The 16848-nt window shown below is 62.1% G+C and carries 16 protein-coding genes and 1 tRNA gene; 8 read left to right on the forward strand and 9 right to left on the reverse strand.

Annotated features, from left to right (window positions below; all coding sequences use genetic code 11):
• Positions 1–8: 8 nt before the first annotated feature.
• Positions 9–1115 (forward strand): glycoside hydrolase family 19 protein, encoded by a 1107-nt coding sequence (locus ABDK06_RS13230; protein WP_394941775.1) that lies wholly within the window; start codon positions 9–11, stop codon positions 1113–1115.
• A 62-nt stretch (positions 1116–1177) separates the two neighbouring features.
• Here ABDK06_RS13230 and sucD read toward each other — a convergent pair whose 3' ends face one another.
• From sucD to ABDK06_RS13265, 7 genes are all read right to left on the reverse strand, one after another.
• Positions 1178–2095, reverse strand: coding sequence for a succinate--CoA ligase subunit alpha (sucD, locus tag ABDK06_RS13235; RefSeq protein WP_394941777.1), 918 nt, complete (start codon positions 2093–2095; stop codon positions 1178–1180).
• A 12-nt stretch (positions 2096–2107) separates the two neighbouring features.
• Complete coding sequence (sucC, locus tag ABDK06_RS13240; RefSeq protein WP_394941779.1) at positions 2108–3292, reverse strand: ADP-forming succinate--CoA ligase subunit beta; 1185 nt, start codon at positions 3290–3292, stop codon at positions 2108–2110.
• 157 nt (positions 3293–3449) lie between these two features.
• Positions 3450–4133, reverse strand: a complete 684-nt coding sequence (locus tag ABDK06_RS13245) for a hypothetical protein (RefSeq protein ID WP_394941781.1) — start codon at positions 4131–4133, stop codon at positions 3450–3452.
• A gap of 57 nt (positions 4134–4190) precedes the next feature.
• Positions 4191–4982, reverse strand: a complete 792-nt coding sequence (locus ABDK06_RS13250) for a class I SAM-dependent methyltransferase (protein ID WP_394941783.1) — start codon at positions 4980–4982, stop codon at positions 4191–4193.
• A gap of 78 nt (positions 4983–5060) precedes the next feature.
• Positions 5061–7448, reverse strand: a complete 2388-nt coding sequence (gene pcrA / locus ABDK06_RS13255; RefSeq protein ID WP_394941954.1) for a DNA helicase PcrA — start codon at positions 7446–7448, stop codon at positions 5061–5063.
• A gap of 108 nt (positions 7449–7556) precedes the next feature.
• On the reverse strand, positions 7557–8387 hold the full coding sequence (locus tag ABDK06_RS13260) for an inositol monophosphatase family protein (RefSeq protein ID WP_394941785.1): 831 nt from the start codon (positions 8385–8387) through the stop codon (positions 7557–7559).
• A gap of 30 nt (positions 8388–8417) precedes the next feature.
• Positions 8418–9101 (reverse strand): DsbA family protein, encoded by a 684-nt coding sequence (locus ABDK06_RS13265; RefSeq protein ID WP_394941787.1) that lies wholly within the window; start codon positions 9099–9101, stop codon positions 8418–8420.
• 126 nt (positions 9102–9227) lie between these two features.
• Between ABDK06_RS13265 and ABDK06_RS13270 the strand changes: the two genes are divergently transcribed.
• A complete protein-coding gene (locus ABDK06_RS13270; RefSeq protein ID WP_394941789.1) occupies positions 9228–9872 on the forward strand; it encodes a hypothetical protein in 645 nt (214 codons plus the stop codon).
• 20 nt (positions 9873–9892) lie between these two features.
• On the opposite strand, the gene ABDK06_RS13275 is transcribed toward ABDK06_RS13270, so the two are convergent.
• The gene (locus ABDK06_RS13275) at positions 9893–10642 is read right to left on the reverse strand and encodes a DUF998 domain-containing protein (RefSeq protein WP_394941791.1); all 750 of its coding nucleotides are present in this window, start codon (positions 10640–10642) and stop codon (positions 9893–9895) included.
• A gap of 122 nt (positions 10643–10764) precedes the next feature.
• Between ABDK06_RS13275 and ABDK06_RS13280 the strand changes: the two genes are divergently transcribed.
• The 5 genes from ABDK06_RS13280 to ABDK06_RS13300 all read left to right on the forward strand — a co-directional run bounded on the left by ABDK06_RS13280 (position 10765) and on the right by ABDK06_RS13300 (position 14902).
• Positions 10765–10908 carry a hypothetical protein gene (locus tag ABDK06_RS13280; protein WP_394941793.1) on the forward strand — a complete coding sequence of 48 codons (144 nt, stop codon included), beginning with the start codon at positions 10765–10767 and terminating at the stop codon, positions 10906–10908.
• A 4-nt stretch (positions 10909–10912) separates the two neighbouring features.
• Positions 10913–12073, forward strand: coding sequence for a N(5)-(carboxyethyl)ornithine synthase (locus ABDK06_RS13285; RefSeq protein ID WP_394941795.1), 1161 nt, complete (start codon positions 10913–10915; stop codon positions 12071–12073).
• A gap of 83 nt (positions 12074–12156) precedes the next feature.
• Positions 12157–13815: an NAD(P)/FAD-dependent oxidoreductase gene (locus ABDK06_RS13290; protein ID WP_394941797.1), complete on the forward strand. Its 1659-nt coding sequence runs from the start codon at positions 12157–12159 to the stop codon at positions 13813–13815.
• Positions 13816–13886: 71 nt separating this feature from the next.
• Positions 13887–14741 carry a GNAT family N-acetyltransferase gene (locus ABDK06_RS13295; protein WP_394941799.1) on the forward strand — a complete coding sequence of 285 codons (855 nt, stop codon included), beginning with the start codon at positions 13887–13889 and terminating at the stop codon, positions 14739–14741.
• An 84-nt stretch (positions 14742–14825) separates the two neighbouring features.
• Positions 14826–14902 (forward strand) — tRNA-Arg (locus ABDK06_RS13300).
• A 133-nt stretch (positions 14903–15035) separates the two neighbouring features.
• On the opposite strand, the gene ABDK06_RS13305 is transcribed toward ABDK06_RS13300, so the two are convergent.
• Positions 15036–16244, reverse strand: coding sequence for an MFS transporter (locus ABDK06_RS13305; protein ID WP_394941801.1), 1209 nt, complete (start codon positions 16242–16244; stop codon positions 15036–15038).
• Positions 16245–16361: 117 nt separating this feature from the next.
• Here ABDK06_RS13305 and ABDK06_RS13310 point away from each other — a divergent pair, with 117 nt between their 5' ends.
• A complete protein-coding gene (locus ABDK06_RS13310; RefSeq protein ID WP_394941803.1) occupies positions 16362–16823 on the forward strand; it encodes a MarR family winged helix-turn-helix transcriptional regulator in 462 nt (153 codons plus the stop codon).
• The last annotated feature ends 25 nt before the right edge of the window (positions 16824–16848 follow it).

Raw genomic sequence — 16848 nt, forward strand, 5'->3', positions numbered from 1 at the left:
ACCCTGCAGTGAAAAAACTTCTCGCAATACTGATGGCTTCCGCGGCAGCCGGCCTGCTTTTGGTGGCTGCGCCCAGCGCCGCCCAGGCCGCAACCACCGGGACTATTACCGGCATCGGTGGCAAGTGCCTCGACATGACAGACGGTCAGTCTTCCAACGGAACCCTCGTGCAAATCTACGATTGCAACAGCACGATCGCTCAGCAGCTCACGATCGGTGACGATCAGAGCTTGCAGGCACAGGGCAAGTGCTTGCAGGTGGTGAACAGCTCCACCGACAACGGCGCTCGAGTCCAGCTCTGGGACTGCAACGGCAGCACTAACCAGAAGTGGGGCTTCTCCGATTTCAGCGATATCGTCAGCATCTCGGCCAATAAGTGCCTCGAGACCAGCGGCGGCGCTTCGGACAACAGGACTCCGGTAGACATCTGGACCTGTACGGGTGCCACCAACCAGAAGTGGACAGTACACCCCGGGACCACCACCACTAATCCGACGGACTTCCCGATCACCGAGGCTCAATTCAACTCGCTCTTCCCGAACCGAGTTGCCACTTACTCTTACCAGGGCCTGGTCAGCGGTGCCGCGAAGTACCCGGCTTTCGCCACCACGGGTGATATCACCACCAAGAAGCGCGAGATCGCGGCTTTCCTGGCCAATGTGCAGCATGAAACCGGCAGCCTGCAGTACCTGCGTGAGCTGAACACCGCGAACTACCCGCACTACTGCGATACTAGCCAGCCCTACGGCTGCCCTGCTGGCAACGACCAGTACTACGGACGCGGTTCACTGCAGCTGAGCTGGAACTACAACTACAAGGCCGCGGGTGATTCGCTCGGCGTGGATCTGCTGCACAACCCGGATCTGGTCGCGACCGACCCGACCCTCGCTTGGGGTACCGGTCTGTGGTACTGGAACACCCAGAGCGGTGCCACCAGCGTCACCCCGCACAACGCCATGGTGAACGGCAACGGTTTCGGCGCCACCATCCGCGCTATCAACGGCGGCCTGGAGTGCAATGGCAGCAACCCGGATCAGATGAACGCCCGGATCACCAACTACAAGCACATCGCTGATGTGATCGGTGTGAGCTACGGCGATAATCTGAGTTGCTAATTCTCGGATAAACGAAAAGGGAGGCGGCAGATCAGATCTGCCGCCTCCCTTTTCGTTAAGGATCAGAGCGCTGCGTAAACCTCGCGCAGCAACTGAGCGGTTTCGGACGGCGTCTTGCCAACCTTGACGCCAGCAGCCTCAAGGGCTTCCTTCTTGGCCTGAGCGGTTCCCGCGGAGCCCGAGACAATGGCACCGGCGTGGCCCATCGTCTTGCCCTCCGGAGCGGTGAAGCCAGCAACATAGCCGACCACCGGCTTCGTCACATTGGCCTTGATGAACTCAGCGGCACGCTCCTCGGCGTCACCGCCGATCTCGCCGATCATCACGATGGCTTTGGTTTCCGGATCGGCTTCGAAAGCGGCCAGCGCATCGATGTGGGTGGTGCCGATCACCGGGTCACCGCCGATGCCGATCGCAGTGGAGAAGCCCAGATCCCGCAGTTCGTACATCATCTGGTAGGTCAAGGTACCGGACTTGGAGACCAAGCCGACCCCGCCCTTGCCGGTGATGTTGTTCGGCGTAATGCCCACCAGCGCTTCACCGGGGGTGATAATGCCGGGGCAGTTCGGGCCGATGATCCGGGTGATCTGCTGGCCATTGGCATCCACCTTGGACTGAGCCAGTGCCCAGAACTCGGCGGAGTCCTGAACCGGAACGCCCTCAGTGATGATCACCACGAGCGGAATCCCGGCTTCAATCGCCTCGACCACGGCGTCCTTGGTGAAGGCCGGCGGCACGAAGATGATCGAGACGTCGGCCCCGGTCTTCTCGATGGCCTCGGAAACCGCACCGAAAACCGGGAGTTCGATCGTCTTGCCGTCCTTGTCCGTGTGGCTGACCGTGGTGCCGGCCTTGCGGGCGTTCACGCCGCCGACGACCTGGGTGCCAGCCTTGAGCATCAAGGCGGTGTGCTTGGTGCCCTCGCCGCCCGTGATGCCCTGGACGATGACCTTGGAGTCTTTGTTGAGGTAAATAGACATCTTTTCTCGTCCTTACTTCGCAGCGTTAGCGAGAGCGGAATGGGCTAGTTCGGCGGCCTTATCGGCGCCTTCGTCCATGGTGGCTGCCTGAGTCACCAGGGGATGGTTGGCCTCGGTCAGAATGCGGCGGCCCTCTTCGACGTTATTACCGTCGAGCCGGACCACGAGCGGCTTGTTCGCCGCGGTGCCCAGGATCTCCAGGGCTTTCACAATGCCATTGGCGACGGCGTCGCACGCCGTGATTCCGCCGAAGACGTTGACGAAGACGCTCTTCACCTGCTCGTCGTTCAAGATCACGTCCAGACCGGCGGCCATCACCTCAGCCGAGGCGCCACCACCGATATCCAGGAAGTTGGCGGGCTTCACATTGCCGTGGTTCTCACCGGCGTATGCGACGACGTCCAGAGTGGACATCACCAGACCAGCGCCGTTGCCGATAATGCCGACCTCGCCGTCGAGCTTGACGTAGTTGAGGTCGTTCGCCTTGGCCTTGGCCTCCAGCGGATCAGCTGCGGCCTTGTCTTCGAGCGCTTCGTGATCGGGGTGCCGGAAATCCGCGTTGGCGTCCAGGGTGACCTTGCCATCGAGGGCCAGGATGCGGCCGTCGCCGGTCTTGACCAAGGGGTTGACCTCAACCAGGGTAGCGTCTTCCTGCTTGAAGACGTCCCAGAGTTTCTTGATGGTCTCAATCACGCCGTCGCGGACCTCGGCGGCGAAACCGGCGGTGTCCACGATCTCTTCGGCCTTGGCCTGGTCGATACCCACGGCGGGGTCGACCGCTACCCGGGCCAGTGCCTCGGGCCGCTCCACGGCGAGGACTTCGATCTCCATACCGCCCTCTACCGAGCACATCGCCAGGTAGTTGCGGTTGGCCCGGTCCAGCAGGACCGAGAAGTAGAATTCTTCAGCGATATCGGCGCCCTGGGCGATCATCACCTGGTGCACGGTGTGCCCCTTGATGTCCATACCCAGGATGTCGGAAGCGTATTGGAAAGCCTCGTCAGGGGTCTTAGCCACCTTGACGCCGCCGGCCTTGCCGCGGCCACCGACCTTCACCTGTGCTTTGACAACGGTTACTCCACCGATCTTCTCGGCTGCCGCTTTAGCTTCTTCTGGGGTGTGCGCCACAATGCCAGCGAGCACGGGAACTCCGTGTGCTTCAAACATGTCACGCGCCTGGTACTCATACAGGTCCACGGGCTCAAGTCCTTCTACGTCGAAGTAGTAGTTTTTCGGTTGGTTTTCTGTCCCCTAGGAACGATAGTGCAGTGACGCTAAGCGCCGCCTCCAGAGTACCCGTTTAGTGAGCAACACCACACTTCGAGGCCCTCCACCGGCCCTCGCCCAAACTAAGTCACTCGCTGAAAAGCTGGTAGGAATCCTTGGAGACGAAAAACCCCACGCCGTTCGAGAGGTTGGCGCACGACACCCCGGAGTCCAATGTGGCGCAGCGGTACCCCCTGGCGTCGATGGATAGCCCGGAATCCAAAGAGGGGAAGGTGGCGATTAGCTGTTTAGTGCTGGAAGCGTCGTTTCCAGAGGCTTCCATGCCGGTCAGTCCAGCCCTACAAGCCCCATACTGCGTGCTCTGCGGGGTGAGCAGCACTACCCCGCCTAGATAGCCGATGCCGGTACCGCCGCAATTGTCTTTCACGTCCTTTGCGGCGGGCTCCGGATAATCAGCCAGCTCGCACTGCACCACTGGAATCACCGGGAATCGCTGATTCCTGGAGTTGCCGAAGTCATTCGGCTCGAGCGGGGTGTTGATCTGCCCGCCCCTGGAAGAGGTGAAAACACAGGCGATATCGTGTGCCGGTGAGAGGAAGCCCTGCAGACCCTCGGATAGGGTTTTCGCCGCGGTCGAGGTGGGCTCCACGGTCTTCGCGGCCTTGAGCCGTTCCAGGTAGGACGGCGCTGATCCAGAGGGGCTGCTGGCTTTCGGATCCGGGCTGTTCAGCGTGAAGCAGCCAGTGCACGCCAGGAGCACCGCGAGGGTGCACAGCAGCACACGGGCCAGGGTTCCGACTCTTCGGCTCACCCCCATAGCTTGCCCCAAAACGAATTGGCACACCAGTTTCTGGTGTCGAACAGTCGGCTAGCGAACACCGCTGACCAAATAGCTGCGAGAGGTGGAGGACGACTGGGTGAGGCTTTCGCTAGGGAGTGCGCGCATCCGACCGAAGTTCGCCTTAGCACTCCCCGGTTCTGCGATTTCGACGGTCGGCCAGCCTTGGGCAGCAAATAATTGGTGCGGATCATCAGTGCAGAACGGCAACGGCAACCCCGCTTGTTTTTTCTTCAGCACGAAGTCCTGCATGCTCGGCAAAGTCAATAATCCGCTGCCAAACATATCGGCCAGAAAGACGGACCCCGGGCCGGAAAGCTCAGCGGCGCCAAGCAAAAGGTGTTGAACCTGAGATTGTTCCAGATAGAAAAACAACCCTTCCGCCAGCCAAACGGTGTGTCTTTCCGGTCGAAATCCTGAGCCAAGCAATTCCCGCTGCCAGGCTCCGCTCAAATCAGCTCTGACCACACACCGTTCGAGCTGCAGGCGCGCCTCGCTCAATACCGACTCTTTCTCGACGAAAGCTTCCGGATGGTCAATCTCATACACCCGCAAACCTCTGGGTAGATCCAGCCGATAAGCTCGGGTGTCCATCCCTGCGCCGAGCAGCACGAGCTGCCCACCGATCGAACATGACTCAGCAACTCGATCGTCAAAATAGCGTGTTCGCACCGGCAGAAATGGGTTCGGCGGGGATGCCGCTAACATCTTGCGACCGACCTCGCCTGCAAGTTCAGCTGCCCAGGGATCATTGAATAACCGATCGACTCGACTAGATTCCGCCGCCCGCGCCGCAGCAATCCATAGTGCGGTGCGAACCACTGATTGGCGGCTCCCACTCCTCTGGGCGTCTCCCGCGCCCTGATCCATCGTTCGATCCACCATGCGCTCCAGCGTTCGCTAAGCCTTACTCAGCGGAGCATAGCGCAGCAGCAACCGTTTCTCCTCGCTGGCGAACCGCACCTTGGCCACTGTCTTGTCTCCGGAGCCTTCGACCCCGATCACCGTACCGAGCCCGAAGCTGGTGTGCTGCACCTTGTCTCCGACAGCCACCGCGATAACTTCCTTCTGCGGCTGTACCCGGCCAGCCCGAGTAGCTAGGCTGGCCGGAAGATTCCCGGAATCGCCCGCCCCACCGGTGCCGAAAGCCCGGCCAGCCCCCCAAGAGGAGCCGGAGAAGCGGTCCCTGCCGAAGCCGGAGGAGCCGATCGAAGGCATGCTGCGCACCGAGCCTTCCCGTTTCCAGTCGATCAGCCCGGGCGGCACTTCGTCGATAAAAGGACTGGCCGGGTTGTACTGGCTCTGCCCCCACAGGCTGCGCACTTCGGCACGGGTCAGGTAGAGGCGCTTCCGAGCCCGAGTCAGCCCCACATAGGCCAGCCGCCGCTCCTCGGCCATTTCCTTCTCGTCGGTGGCGGACCGGGCGTGCGGGAAGATGCCGTGCTCCATACCGGTCAAGAAGACCACCGGAAATTCCAGGCCCTTGGCGGTGTGCAGCGTCATCAGGGTGACCACGCCGAGCCGTTTGGCCTCGGCCACCGCGGCTTCGGTGTCGGAGCCAGGAGCATCCGGAATCTGGTCCGCATCGGCGACCAACGCCACCCCCTCAAGGAAATCGGTCAGCGAGCCCTCCGGATTGTCCCGTTCGTACTCGCGGACCACGGCGACCAGTTCGGCCAGGTTCTCCACCCTGGACTCGTCCTGCGGGTCCGTGCTGGCGCGCAGGCCTTCGAGGTAACCGGTCTGCTCCAACACCGCTTCCAGGGCGGTGGCCGCCCCAGAAGTATTGGCCACCTCGGTGAGATCGTCGATCAGCTTCACGAAGCCGTTGACGGCATTGAGGCTCCGGGTCGCCATCGCGGGAGCCTCGTCGGCGCGACGCAACGCCGCCATGAAGGAACTGCGCTCGCGTTCGGCGAGCGCAGCGACGGCGCCCTCGGCGCGGTCGCCGATGCCGCGCTTGGGTTCGTTGAGGATCCGTCGCAGGTTGACGTCGTCTTCGGGATTGACCAGCACGCGGAGGTAGGCGAGCGCGTCCTTGATTTCCTTGCGCTCGTAGAATCTGGTGCCGCCGACCACGCGGTAGGGCAGGCCGACCCGCATCAGGATCTCTTCGATGGAACGGCTCTGCGCATTGGTCCGGTAGAAGATTGCGACATCGCCCGGCCGCAGGTCTTCTTCGTCTTGCAGCCTGTCGATCTCCTCGGCGATAAACCGGGCTTCTTCGTGCTCGTTCTCGGCCACATAGCCGATGATCTTCTCGCCGTCGCCCTCCGCCGTCCACAAACGTTTGGCGGGCCGGTCCGGGTTCTTCTCGATCACCGCGTTGGCAGCGCTCAGAATCGTCTGTGTGGAGCGGTAGTTCTGCTCGAGCTTGATGGTCTGGGCGTTTGGGTAGTCCTTTTCGAACTCCACGATATTGCGGATATCCGCACCGCGGAAGGCGTAGATCGACTGGTCGGAATCGCCCACCACGGTGAGTTCGGCCTGCTCGGGCGGCTCACCGACGATCTCCCGGACCAGGGCATACTGCGCGTGGTTGGTGTCCTGGTACTCGTCGACCATGACGTGCCGGAAGCGGCGCCGGTAGTAGTCGGCGACGCCCGGGAAGGCCCGGAACATCCAGACCGTCTGGGCAATCAGATCGTCGAAATCCAGGGCGTTCGCCTGACGCAGCCGCTGGGTGTAGCCCCGATAGACCTCGGCGACGCCCTGCTCGAAGGGGCCGGTCGCGGTGCTGGCGAAGCTGTCGTCGTCGATCAGCTCGTTCTTCAGCGCGGAGATCTTATGCTGAATCGACTTGGGGGTGAACCGCTTCGGATCCAGGTCCAAGCCTTTAGCGATCAGAGTGATCAGCCGCAGACTGTCTGCCGAGTCGTAGATGGAGAAACTGGAGTTCAAACCGACGGTGCTGGCCTCGCGGCGCAGGATCCGCACGCAGGAAGAATGGAAGGTGGAGATCCACATGTTCTTCGCCCGGTCACCGATCAGCGCGGCGATCCGCTCGCGCATCTCCGCCGCGGCCTTGTTGGTGAAGGTGATCGCTAGGATCTCCCCCGGGTGAGCTCGCCCGGTGGCTAGCAGATAAGCGATCCGGTGGCTGAGCACCCGGGTCTTCCCCGAACCGGCTCCGGCCACGATCAGCAAGGCCGAGCCGGAGTGCGTCACCGCAGCCTCCTGCTGCGGGTTCAGCCCGTGCAGCAACTCCTTCGCATCTATTTCGGGCAGCGAAACGGCTGAGGCTGACTGGGCTGAGCTGGACGGGGAGGGACGCGGGTCGAAGAGCATATCCATGGTTTTTCAAGTCTAGTTCCTGCCACCCCCGCTTTCTGATCCCCGGCGTCCAACGCTGTGACAGCTAGGGTCGTTTTGAAGCTGCTAGAACGGCTCCAGCTGTCATAGCGTTGCTGAGCGCAGCGCCTCGCTGAGTTCAGCAACCGCCGTCGCACCACCGGCCAGGAACCAGTTCAAACCATTGACCCGCACGACGGCGGTGCTGCCGCCGGCCGCGCGCACAATGGCTTTTCCGGGCAGCCAGTCCCAGAGAGCCGTGCTGTGCTGGAACCAGCAGCCGAGTTCCTGCTGGGCCACTCGGGAGAGATCGCAAGAGCCGGAGCCGAGCAAGCGGAAAGTGGCGAGCCGTTCGACGGCGGCGAGCCAAGGTTCCCGAGCGAGCGGCTGCATCAGCCAGCTCGGGTGCAAATAAGTTCCGGCGCTCAGCTGGCTGAGCGGCTGGTCGGGTAGCGAGGCCAAGGAACTTCCATTCAGAGTGGCTGGGAGGTCGACGCCGCCGAGCCACAATTTATCCTCTTGCGGCTGGTAGACCGCGCCCAGAATAACCTCCGGATCCGCCGATTCCTCAGCCGATAGCCGATCCGCCGGGTTCTGTTCCAGGGCGATCGCCGAGCACCAGTAGCTGGAGCCGGAGAGGAAGTTGTAGGTGCCGTCCACCGGGTCGATCACCCAGGTCCGGTTCGAGCTGCCGGCGTAGCTGGCACCTTCCTCCCCCAGGATGCTGTCGTCCGGGCGGCAGACCCGAAGCTGCTGCAGCACGTACTTTTCGGCTGCCTTATCCGCTGCGGTGACCACGTCGGAGACCGAAGTCTTGCGCTCACCGGTGAGTCCTTCCTCGCGCATGGCGAACGCCAGGATCGCGGCGTTCCGCACCAGACTGGAAGCTAGCTGCGCGTCGTTGAGGGAGGGATCGAGGATCTCTGGTTGAAGCATGTTCCCAGCCTACTCAGGCTTTAGCGACCTTTACCGACCGCTCAGCACCCGGTCCACCGGCCCTTTGACCGTCTGATAGTCGGTGGAATCTACGCTGAGCAGCTTGCCGTCCAAAACCAATGAGGGAGTGCCGCGCAAGCCTAGGTCAGTGGCATCTTGTAGATCTCTGGCCACCCGAGATTTGATCTTTGAAGAGTTCAGATCGCTGTTAAATTTCGTGATATCCAAGCCGATTTGCTGAGCGTAGCCAGTAAATCGCTGCTCTAATCCCGAACTCGCTTGAGCCCATTCCGCCTGTTTGCTGAAGACCAAGCTCGCGAGTTTCTCCAAAGCGCCCTGCTCTGCAGCGGCTTCCACTGCTTGAGCCGCGAACTGCGCATTCTGATGCTTAGTCAGCGGCAGGTTTCGAACCACGATCCTCAGCTGATCCCGGTATTCGGTCTTCAACCGCTGAATCTGGGTGTCCATCTTGGCGCAATACGGACACTGGTAATCGGTGAAGAGCACCAGAGTGGTCTTGGCCTGGGCGGGCTCGTTGAGCACCCTGACATCCGCGGGAATCAGCTTGGCCATCAGCCCCGCTGAAGGGGATGCCGAGGCAGTGATGGAGAACCCGCTGGGCGAAGTTCCACTATCGCTGGAGGCCGAGCAGGAACTGAGTGAGACGGCCAGAAGCAACGCCAAGACAGTAGGAACAACGGATAACTTTGGCATGGGCTCTTTCCAAATTGCCGATACTGGACTCCTTCGACACTAACGAATTCATCACCCGGACAGCCAGTTTCGTGAGCCAGCCAACAGGCAGCCGAGCTGCTCAGCCAAAAGTGGAAGAATGGTGCCATGGCCAAGACTCCCGCTCAACGCGCAGCCAAACACGGTGACAGGGCGACCCCGGGGGTGCCAGGGGTCCCCGTGCAAGCAGCGAACCCCAGCACGCAGCGCAGCCCCGCGAAGGCGAAGAGCAATGCTAATCTCATTCTGATCGCCGGTGTGGTGGCCAGCGCTTTCCTGTTCTGGTACTTTCACCTGCTCACTCTGAACCAGATGACCCAGCTCTCCAATGGTCTGGCGATGCCGGATTCCATGGCTTTTGGTTTTGATACCGGTGATATCACCCGGTTGAAGGCAGCGATGAACGCCGACGCCCTCGGGCAGCTGCAATACGTGCACAAGACAGCGGGCACGCTCTTCCCCTTGGTCTTCGGCTTCAGTTGGCTGCTGTTGATCGGACTCAATGTGGGCAGGCGCGCACTGCGCTGGGCCCTCTGGGCAGCGCCGGTGCTCTTCGCCGTCGTCCAGCTGGTAGCCAATGTGCTGATCGACGCCATGTTGGCGGCCAGTCCTGTCGATCCAGCACAGGTGGCCTGGGCGAGCAGCCTCACGATGATCTCCTGGGCCCTGCTGGTGATCTCCCTGCTCGCGGCCGTCTTCGCGTTCTCGCCATGGGGCAAGCGGAAAGGCCCGGCGAAGCCGCCCGGTCAATAGAGACCGGGGACAGCGGAGATTCAGCCCGCTAACCGAGCCCGTTCAGCGAGCCGCTGCTGACGCACCCCGCGAGCCACCCGGATGCCGACCAGGGACAGCCCGATGATCAGCGGGTAGACGATCAGCCGTTCAACCAGGCCATCCGGAAACCCGGGGATCTGCAAGAACACGCTGAAGATCGCGAAGGCCACGGTGGCAACGGCGGACACCACGCCTAAGACCAGAAGTACCCAGCTCAGCGCACTGCGCTGATACCAGATCCACCAGAGCAGCAGAAGCGCGATGGTGCCCGCACCGAAGAAGGTGAGTGCACCGGTGAAGTGCAGAGCGCTGATGGTATCTTCGGGGAAAACCGCCAGCAGGATCACTCCCGCCCCTGCGGCCACCAGCAACCAGCGGGCCCAAGCCGCGGCTTTTAGTTGTGCCGCCGGGGAGTGCGCTAGCCGGGCGTGCGCTGCCCGAGAGCTCCTCACACCGGCAGCTACACCGAGCAAAGTCGAACTCAGCAGCAGGCCTCCAAGGATCATCCCCAGCCCTTGCAAAGCAAGTGAAGCATTCATCAGCCAGTTCAGTGGTGAGCAGACGAATCGGGCACTGTGAATACCACAGTGCGCAGCACCCAGATCGCTGATCACATTGAAGATCGGGCTATAGGACTGCTCCCCCGCCCAGGACCGACTCACCACCAACTCCGCAAGGAATACCTGGATCACGCTGATCACCGCCCAGGCTCCGAAGAGACTGCGGACCTGTTCGCGCTGGCTCGTCATAAAAGCAGCCTAGCCAAAGCCGCCGACAGCGGCTGGGTTGCCACGACGAGCACCGGGAAGCCGTAGCGGGTGTACTGTCGGGGGTATGGAGTCATTCGGGCTCCCCTTTATAGGGAGCACCAATGGCTGATAAATCGCCACGGCAAGCCGCGTCTAAAAAATCCGGCAAATCGATCAAAGAGAAGAGAGCCGATAAGCGCGCTGGCGAGGCCGCTAAGATCAATCTCACACTGAGTGAGAAATCGGCCCAGCCCAAGAAACGCTGAGCCGATGAGCAAACTGAGCCTGGGCATCCTGGCGAATTCCAGTAAGCCCGATGAGCGCCGACTGGCCATTCATCCGGCGCATTTCGACCGGATCGACGCCAGGCTCCGCCGACGCATCGTGCTTGAGCGCGGGTACGGCGAGCGCAACGGTGTCTCCGACGCCCAGCTGGCTCCCTTGGTGGGCGGCATGATGGAGCGGGTAGAGCTGATCGCGAGTTCCGACGTCGTGCTGCTACCCAAACCTCAGCCCTCGGATCTCGAGGAGCTCCGCGAGGGCCAAGTGCTCTGGGGCTGGCCTCACTGCGTGCAGGACCGGCGGATCACCCAGCTCGCGGTGGACAAAAAACTCACCCTGATCGCCTTCGAGGCGATGAATCACTGGGCCTCCGACGGCGGCTTCGGGCTTCATGTCTTTCATAAGAACAACGAGCTGGCTGGTTATTGCTCGGTGCTGCACGCGCTCAGTTTGCGCGGCACCACGGGTGACTATGGTCAGCGGCTCAGCGCAGTGGTGATCGGTTTCGGGGCCACCGCGCGAGGTGCGGTCACCGCGCTGAATGCCCTCGGCATCCACGATGTCACGGTGCTGACCAACCGCGGCGTGGCAGCGGTTGGCTCGCCCATTCACTCGGTGCAGATCATCCAATTCGATCATGACCCGCAGACTCCTTTTTCAAGCCATGTGATCAGTGACCGTGGCCGGGTTCCGCTCGCCGAGTTCCTTGCGGAGAGCGACCTGGTAGTCAATTGCACCTTGCAGGACCCGACAGCGCCCTTGATGTTCCTCTCCGAACAGGACCTCTCCGCTTTCCGACCGGGCAGCCTGATCGTCGATGTGTCCTGCGATCTCGGCATGGGTTTCAGCTGGGCAGTTCCCACATCCTTCGAGACCCCGATCTTTGAGGTGGGTGATCACATCAGTTACTACGGCGTCGATCACAGTCCCTCCTATTTGTGGAACTCGGCGAGCTGGGAAATCAGCGAAGCCCTCCAGCCTTTCCTGAGCGCAGTGATGGCCGGGCCGACGTCCTGGGCCGAGAATGAAACCATCAGCCGAGCCATAGAGATCGACTCCGGTGAGGTGCGGAACCCGGCGATCCTGAGCTTCCAGCACCGCTCAGCGCAGTATCCCTATCCGGCGCTGCTCAGCGGCTCAGCATCCTGAGCCCAGTCGGGATTCTCCGCTGAGCGCGGAACCGCCCGGCTGATGGCTGGTCGACCGATTCCCCCGGAACATAGACTGCTGTTATGCCCAATCCCGCAATTGTCCTGGTCTCCGATAAGTACGCTGACGTTCTTGAAGAGCAATTCTGGCGGTATCAGCGCGATTATGATGTGCATTCGGCGAGTTCAGCCCAGCAGGCTCTTGAGGTCACCGAGCAGATCCGGGCAGCGGGCGGACAGGTAGCGCTCTACGTCGCAGACTCCAGGCTGGCCGATGTTCACGTTCTCAAAGCCTTTTACAACTGGCGCGCTCTGGTCCCCACCGCGCGGCGATTGGTCACCGCGCATATGGATAACTTCCGCGAAGACTCTGAGACCCTGCGCCCGGCTCTGGCCAAAGGGAAATTCGATGCGTTCCTCTTGATGCCACGGGGTGTTCGGGACGAGGAATTCCACACCGCCGTCACGGAGGTGCTTTCCGACTGGGGTTCCACGGTGGCCGCCCCTGAGGCGGAAACCGTCCGCATCATCACCCCCGTGCTCGACGGCGGCACGCTCGCCATCCGCGATTTCCTCTACCGGATGGGAATGCCGGTGCGCACCTTCTCTCCGGAGAGCCCGGAGGGGCAGGAAGTGCTGGCTCAGCTGAAGGACGAGACTCCGGTTTATCCTATTGTCCGGGCGCTCGGCAGTGAGCCGTTCTGCGCGCCCACAGTGCACGACGTCGCGATCTCCATCTATGGCGATCCGAGCGATATCGATGTCGACCAGGTGGTCGATCTGGTCATTGTGGGTGGCGGCCCGGCGGGCCTCGCCGCGGCGGTTTACGGCTCCTCGGAGGGGCTTTCCACCGTGGTGGTGGAGGCTGAAGCGATCGGCGGCCAAGCCGGAACCAGCTCGATGATCCGGAATTACCTGGGTTTCCCCCGCGGTATTTCCGGAATGCGGCTGGCCCAGCGAGCGCGCAGTCAAGCGACACGTTTCGGCACAAGATTCTTCACCGGCTGGCCAGTGGAAGGCCTCACCGTTGGAGAGCGCGTGCACACCCTGCAGACCGGGGGCGGTGAGCTCAGGGCGAGGGCCGTGGTGATTGCCAGCGGCGTTTCCTATCGGAAGTTGCGGGTCGAATCGATTGATTCGATGGTCGGCCAGGGCGTCTTCTACGGTTCGGCGATGACGGCGGCCCGGGAGATGGAAGATCAGCATGTCTTCGTGGTGGGCGGCGGAAACTCAGCAGGACAAGCGGCCCTCCATCTCTCCCGTTATGCCCGTTCGGTGACCATCCTGATCCGACGACCCACCCTCGCCGAGACCATGTCGGACTATTTGATCAATGAGATCGAGTACAACCCCTTGGTCACGGTGCGCAGCTGTTCTGAGGTCGTGGACGGCGGCGGCGGAGAGCGCCTGGAGTGGATCGAACTCAAAGACACCGTCACCGGTGAATTGAGCCGCCATGACGCCGGTGGCCTCTTCCTGCTGCTGGGCGCTGAACCCCTGTGCGAGTGGTTGCCCGCGGAAGTGATCAAGGACGAAAGAGGCTTCGTGCTGACCGGCCGCGATGTTCCTAAAGAAACCTGGGTGGAGGGTGTACCACCCGAGAACCTCGCTACCACTGTGCCGGGGATCTTCGCGGTGGGAGATATCAGAGCAGGTTCAATGAAACGTGTGGCGGCTGCAAGTGGTGAGGGCTCCAGCGTGGTGCCGCTGGTGCACAGCTGGATCGGCGGTCTGACCGACTAGCCGGAGACACACCTCCGGCTAGGACTGCGCGGGCCTGGCAACCGGTGTTTAATCGCGGTATGGCGATTGTCATGAGCAAGCCGCAGGTCAGCGAGTTGGGCCAGGCTCTCGCGGTTTTAGCGGAATGGCAAGACGACGAGGCCAGTTTTCAACTGCACCCCGGGGACCTGGGCTGGTTCTGGCGATTCGGTGCCGAGGCGACGGCCGCAGCGGTGCGGTGCTGGAGCCGGGCGGGAAAGATTCTCGCGCTCGGGCTGCTGGACGGCCCTCAGCTATTGCGACTGACCATTGCTCCCCAGGCACAGCAGGACGAGGAGTTGGCTGAACGGCTGGTGCGGGATCTGGTTCAGCCAGAGCATGGCGTGCTGCCAGCCGGAAAGGCTCATCTAGAAACCCCGAGTGGCGTCTTGCTCAGGGAGCTACTGACCGCGGTCGGCTGGCAACCCGACGAGCTGTGGACGCCGCTGCGGCGAGAGCTCGACGAGTCGGTGCCGGACCCGGTCATGCGGATCGAGGTGATCGGCGCCGAAAAAGCACAGCGTTATGCCACCGTGGTAAGGGCCGCCTTCGACGGCTCAAGCTTCACCCCGCAACGTTGGCGGGCCATGGCGAGTGGATCGCCCTATGCTGAAGCCCGTTCCCTGATCGGCTATGACGATCGCGAGAATGCCGTTGCGGTGGCTACTGTCTGGTCGGCTGGTCAGGGCAGACCTGGGCTCCTTGAGCCGATGGGAGTGCATCACGATCATCGGGGGCACGGCTACGGGAAGGCGATCAGCCTCGCCGCAGCAGCCGCACTTCTCGAGCTGGGTTCTTCAAGCGCCCTGGTCTGCACCCCGAGCTCCAACACCGGCGGAATCGCCACCTATCGATCTGCTGGTTTCCGGCCGCTTCCGGAGCGGCTGGATCTGCGCCGCGAGGCCTAGCATTCTGCCGGAGGCGCTGAGCCGAAGCCCGGAGCGCATCGTGCTGCCGAGCGACACTGTTGTAAGCTAACTCTGGTGTTTCCGGCCTCTGTAGCTCAGCAGGATAGAGCGTCCCTCTCCTAAAGGGAAGGTCGTGGGTTCGAATCCCGCCAGGGGCACCACGATGGCAACAACGAAACTGCGGCACATGAAGAGTGCCGCAGTTTCGTTGCAGTACGACGCGATCAAGGCTTCCTGCTCGGGCTGACGCAGCAGTCCTAGAGCCCCGTCCGCGAAAGCGCGTGGTTGACCGATTCAGCTGGCGACCGGCGTCACGCGGCTCAGATCCGCCACCTCGCTGCGAGTGGTTGCCGCTTTGCGGGCTCTGCTGCTCGCGGTGGCGAAAATCATCACGACCAGGGCCGCTGCGGTGATGATCGCCCCGATCCAGATCGGGGAAGTATAGCCGAGTCCCGCAGCGATTCCGAGGCCACCCAGCCAGGCACCGAGGGCATTGCCCACATTGAACGCACCGATATTCGCGCCGGAGGCGAGCGTGGGTGCTGAGCCAGCGTAGTTCATGATCCTGCTCTGCAGGCCAGGCACGGTTCCGAAGCCGAAGCCACCCATCAGGAACAAAGCGATCACCGCCGCCATACCGGAACCGGCCACCAGGGCGAAGACGGTAAGCACCACGAGAAGCGCGGCGATGAAGAAGATCAGTGTGCCGTCAATGGAACGGTCGGCAAGGCGTCCGCCGAGCCAGTTGCCGAGCACCAGGCCGGTGCCGAAGAGCACTAGCAGCCACGGCACCGCCGAGGCTTCGAAACCGCTGACCCGGGTGAGCGTATAGGCGATATAGGTGAAGGCACCGAACATGCCGCCGTAGGCGAGGATCGTCACGATCAGGGAAAGCCACACCTGGCCGGAGCGGAACGCGGCCAATTCCCGGCGAAGGCTGACCTGCGAATCAGGACGGTGGAGCTTAGGTACCAGAGTGGCGATGCCGATGAAGGCGAGCACACCGATTGCAGAGATCACCCAGAAGGTGGAGCGCCAGCCGAACTGCTGGCCGAGGAAAGTGCCGAACGGCACGCCGAACACATTCGCGGCAGTGAGACCGGTGAACATCATGGCGATGGCTCCGGCCTTCTTCTCGGGTGCGACGAGGGTGGCTGCGACAACCGAACCGATGCCGAAGAAGGCACCGTGGCACAGTGCGGCGACGATGCGTCCCATCATGGCAACGCTGTAGTCCTCAGCGAGAGCGGTGAGTACATTGCCGATGATGAACAGCACGATGAGACCCAGTAGCACGGGCTTGCGGGGCAGTCGAGCGGTTGCGGCGGTCAGTCCGAGGGCGCCGACCACGACAGCCAAGGCATAGCCCGAGATTAACCAACCCGCTGCGGATTCGGTAGCTCCGAAGTCCGCCGCAACCTCGGGCAGCAGGCCCATAATGACGAACTCGGTCAGTCCGATGCCAAACGCCCCTAAGGCGAGGGCGAACAGTCCTAGGGGCATGATGATTCTCCTGGTATATTCGATAAGTAGTTGCAGACGCGTGATATTGCGTCTTAGTAGATAATACTTGCATACGCAAATAAAACGCGCAAGCAAGTATATTTGAGGAGTGGTTGCATGAGCATCGATGACGACGCCGTCGAGGTACGCGCTCGGGGGTGGCGCACGCTTGCCGCGCTTCACGGACTGATCGAATCAGAGCTGGAGAACCAGCTGGGCCAAGCCGCTGGGCTATCAGTCGTGGAGTACACGGTGCTGGATGCCCTAGAGCGACAGGATGGCTGGCACATGCGGATGCAACAGCTGGCCCGCGCAACCGCACTGAGCCCGAGTGCGACCACTCGCCTGGTGAACCGACTCGAAGACCGGGGGCTTTTGACGCGCGTTCTCTGCGCAGACGATCGGCGTGGCATTTATACCGAGCTCACCGCTCCCGGCAGGGAACTCTACGAACGCGCCCATCCGATCCACGATGCAACCCTGGAAAGAGTTCTGGAGGAAGCGTCCTCACGACCCGAGCTTGCACCAGTAGTCGACGCCTTGCACGCAGTCACCCTGCCGTCCCACGCAGTGAACTGAATCCCAGGGGTTACGCTTATCAGTC

Source organism: Psychromicrobium ferritrahens (genome assembly GCF_043789415.1).
GTDB lineage: Bacteria > Actinomycetota > Actinomycetes > Actinomycetales > Micrococcaceae > Renibacterium.

Bases quoted from the DNA above. Each gene is read 5' to 3' on its own strand.
- ABDK06_RS13265 (WP_394941787.1), bottom strand. From the start codon at position 9,101: ATGCCAAAGTTATCCGTTGTTCCTACTGTCTTGGCGTTGCTTCTGGCC.
- ABDK06_RS13305 (WP_394941801.1), bottom strand. From the start codon at position 16,244: ATGCCCCTAGGACTGTTCGCCCTCGCCTTAGGGGCGTTTGGCATCGGA.
- ABDK06_RS13260 (WP_394941785.1), bottom strand. From the start codon at position 8,387: ATGCTTCAACCAGAGATCCTCGATCCCTCCCTCAACGACGCGCAGCTA.
- ABDK06_RS13275 (WP_394941791.1), bottom strand. From the start codon at position 10,642: ATGACGAGCCAGCGCGAACAGGTCCGCAGTCTCTTCGGAGCCTGGGCG.
- ABDK06_RS13295 (WP_394941799.1), top strand. From the start codon at position 13,887: ATGAGCAAGCCGCAGGTCAGCGAGTTGGGCCAGGCTCTCGCGGTTTTA.
- ABDK06_RS13290 (WP_394941797.1), top strand. From the start codon at position 12,157: ATGCCCAATCCCGCAATTGTCCTGGTCTCCGATAAGTACGCTGACGTT.
- ABDK06_RS13280 (WP_394941793.1), top strand. From the start codon at position 10,765: ATGGCTGATAAATCGCCACGGCAAGCCGCGTCTAAAAAATCCGGCAAA.
- pcrA (WP_394941954.1), bottom strand. From the start codon at position 7,448: ATGCTCTTCGACCCGCGTCCCTCCCCGTCCAGCTCAGCCCAGTCAGCC.
- ABDK06_RS13285 (WP_394941795.1), top strand. From the start codon at position 10,913: ATGAGCAAACTGAGCCTGGGCATCCTGGCGAATTCCAGTAAGCCCGAT.
- ABDK06_RS13310 (WP_394941803.1), top strand. From the start codon at position 16,362: ATGAGCATCGATGACGACGCCGTCGAGGTACGCGCTCGGGGGTGGCGC.
- sucD (WP_394941777.1), bottom strand. From the start codon at position 2,095: ATGTCTATTTACCTCAACAAAGACTCCAAGGTCATCGTCCAGGGCATC.
- ABDK06_RS13270 (WP_394941789.1), top strand. From the start codon at position 9,228: ATGGCCAAGACTCCCGCTCAACGCGCAGCCAAACACGGTGACAGGGCG.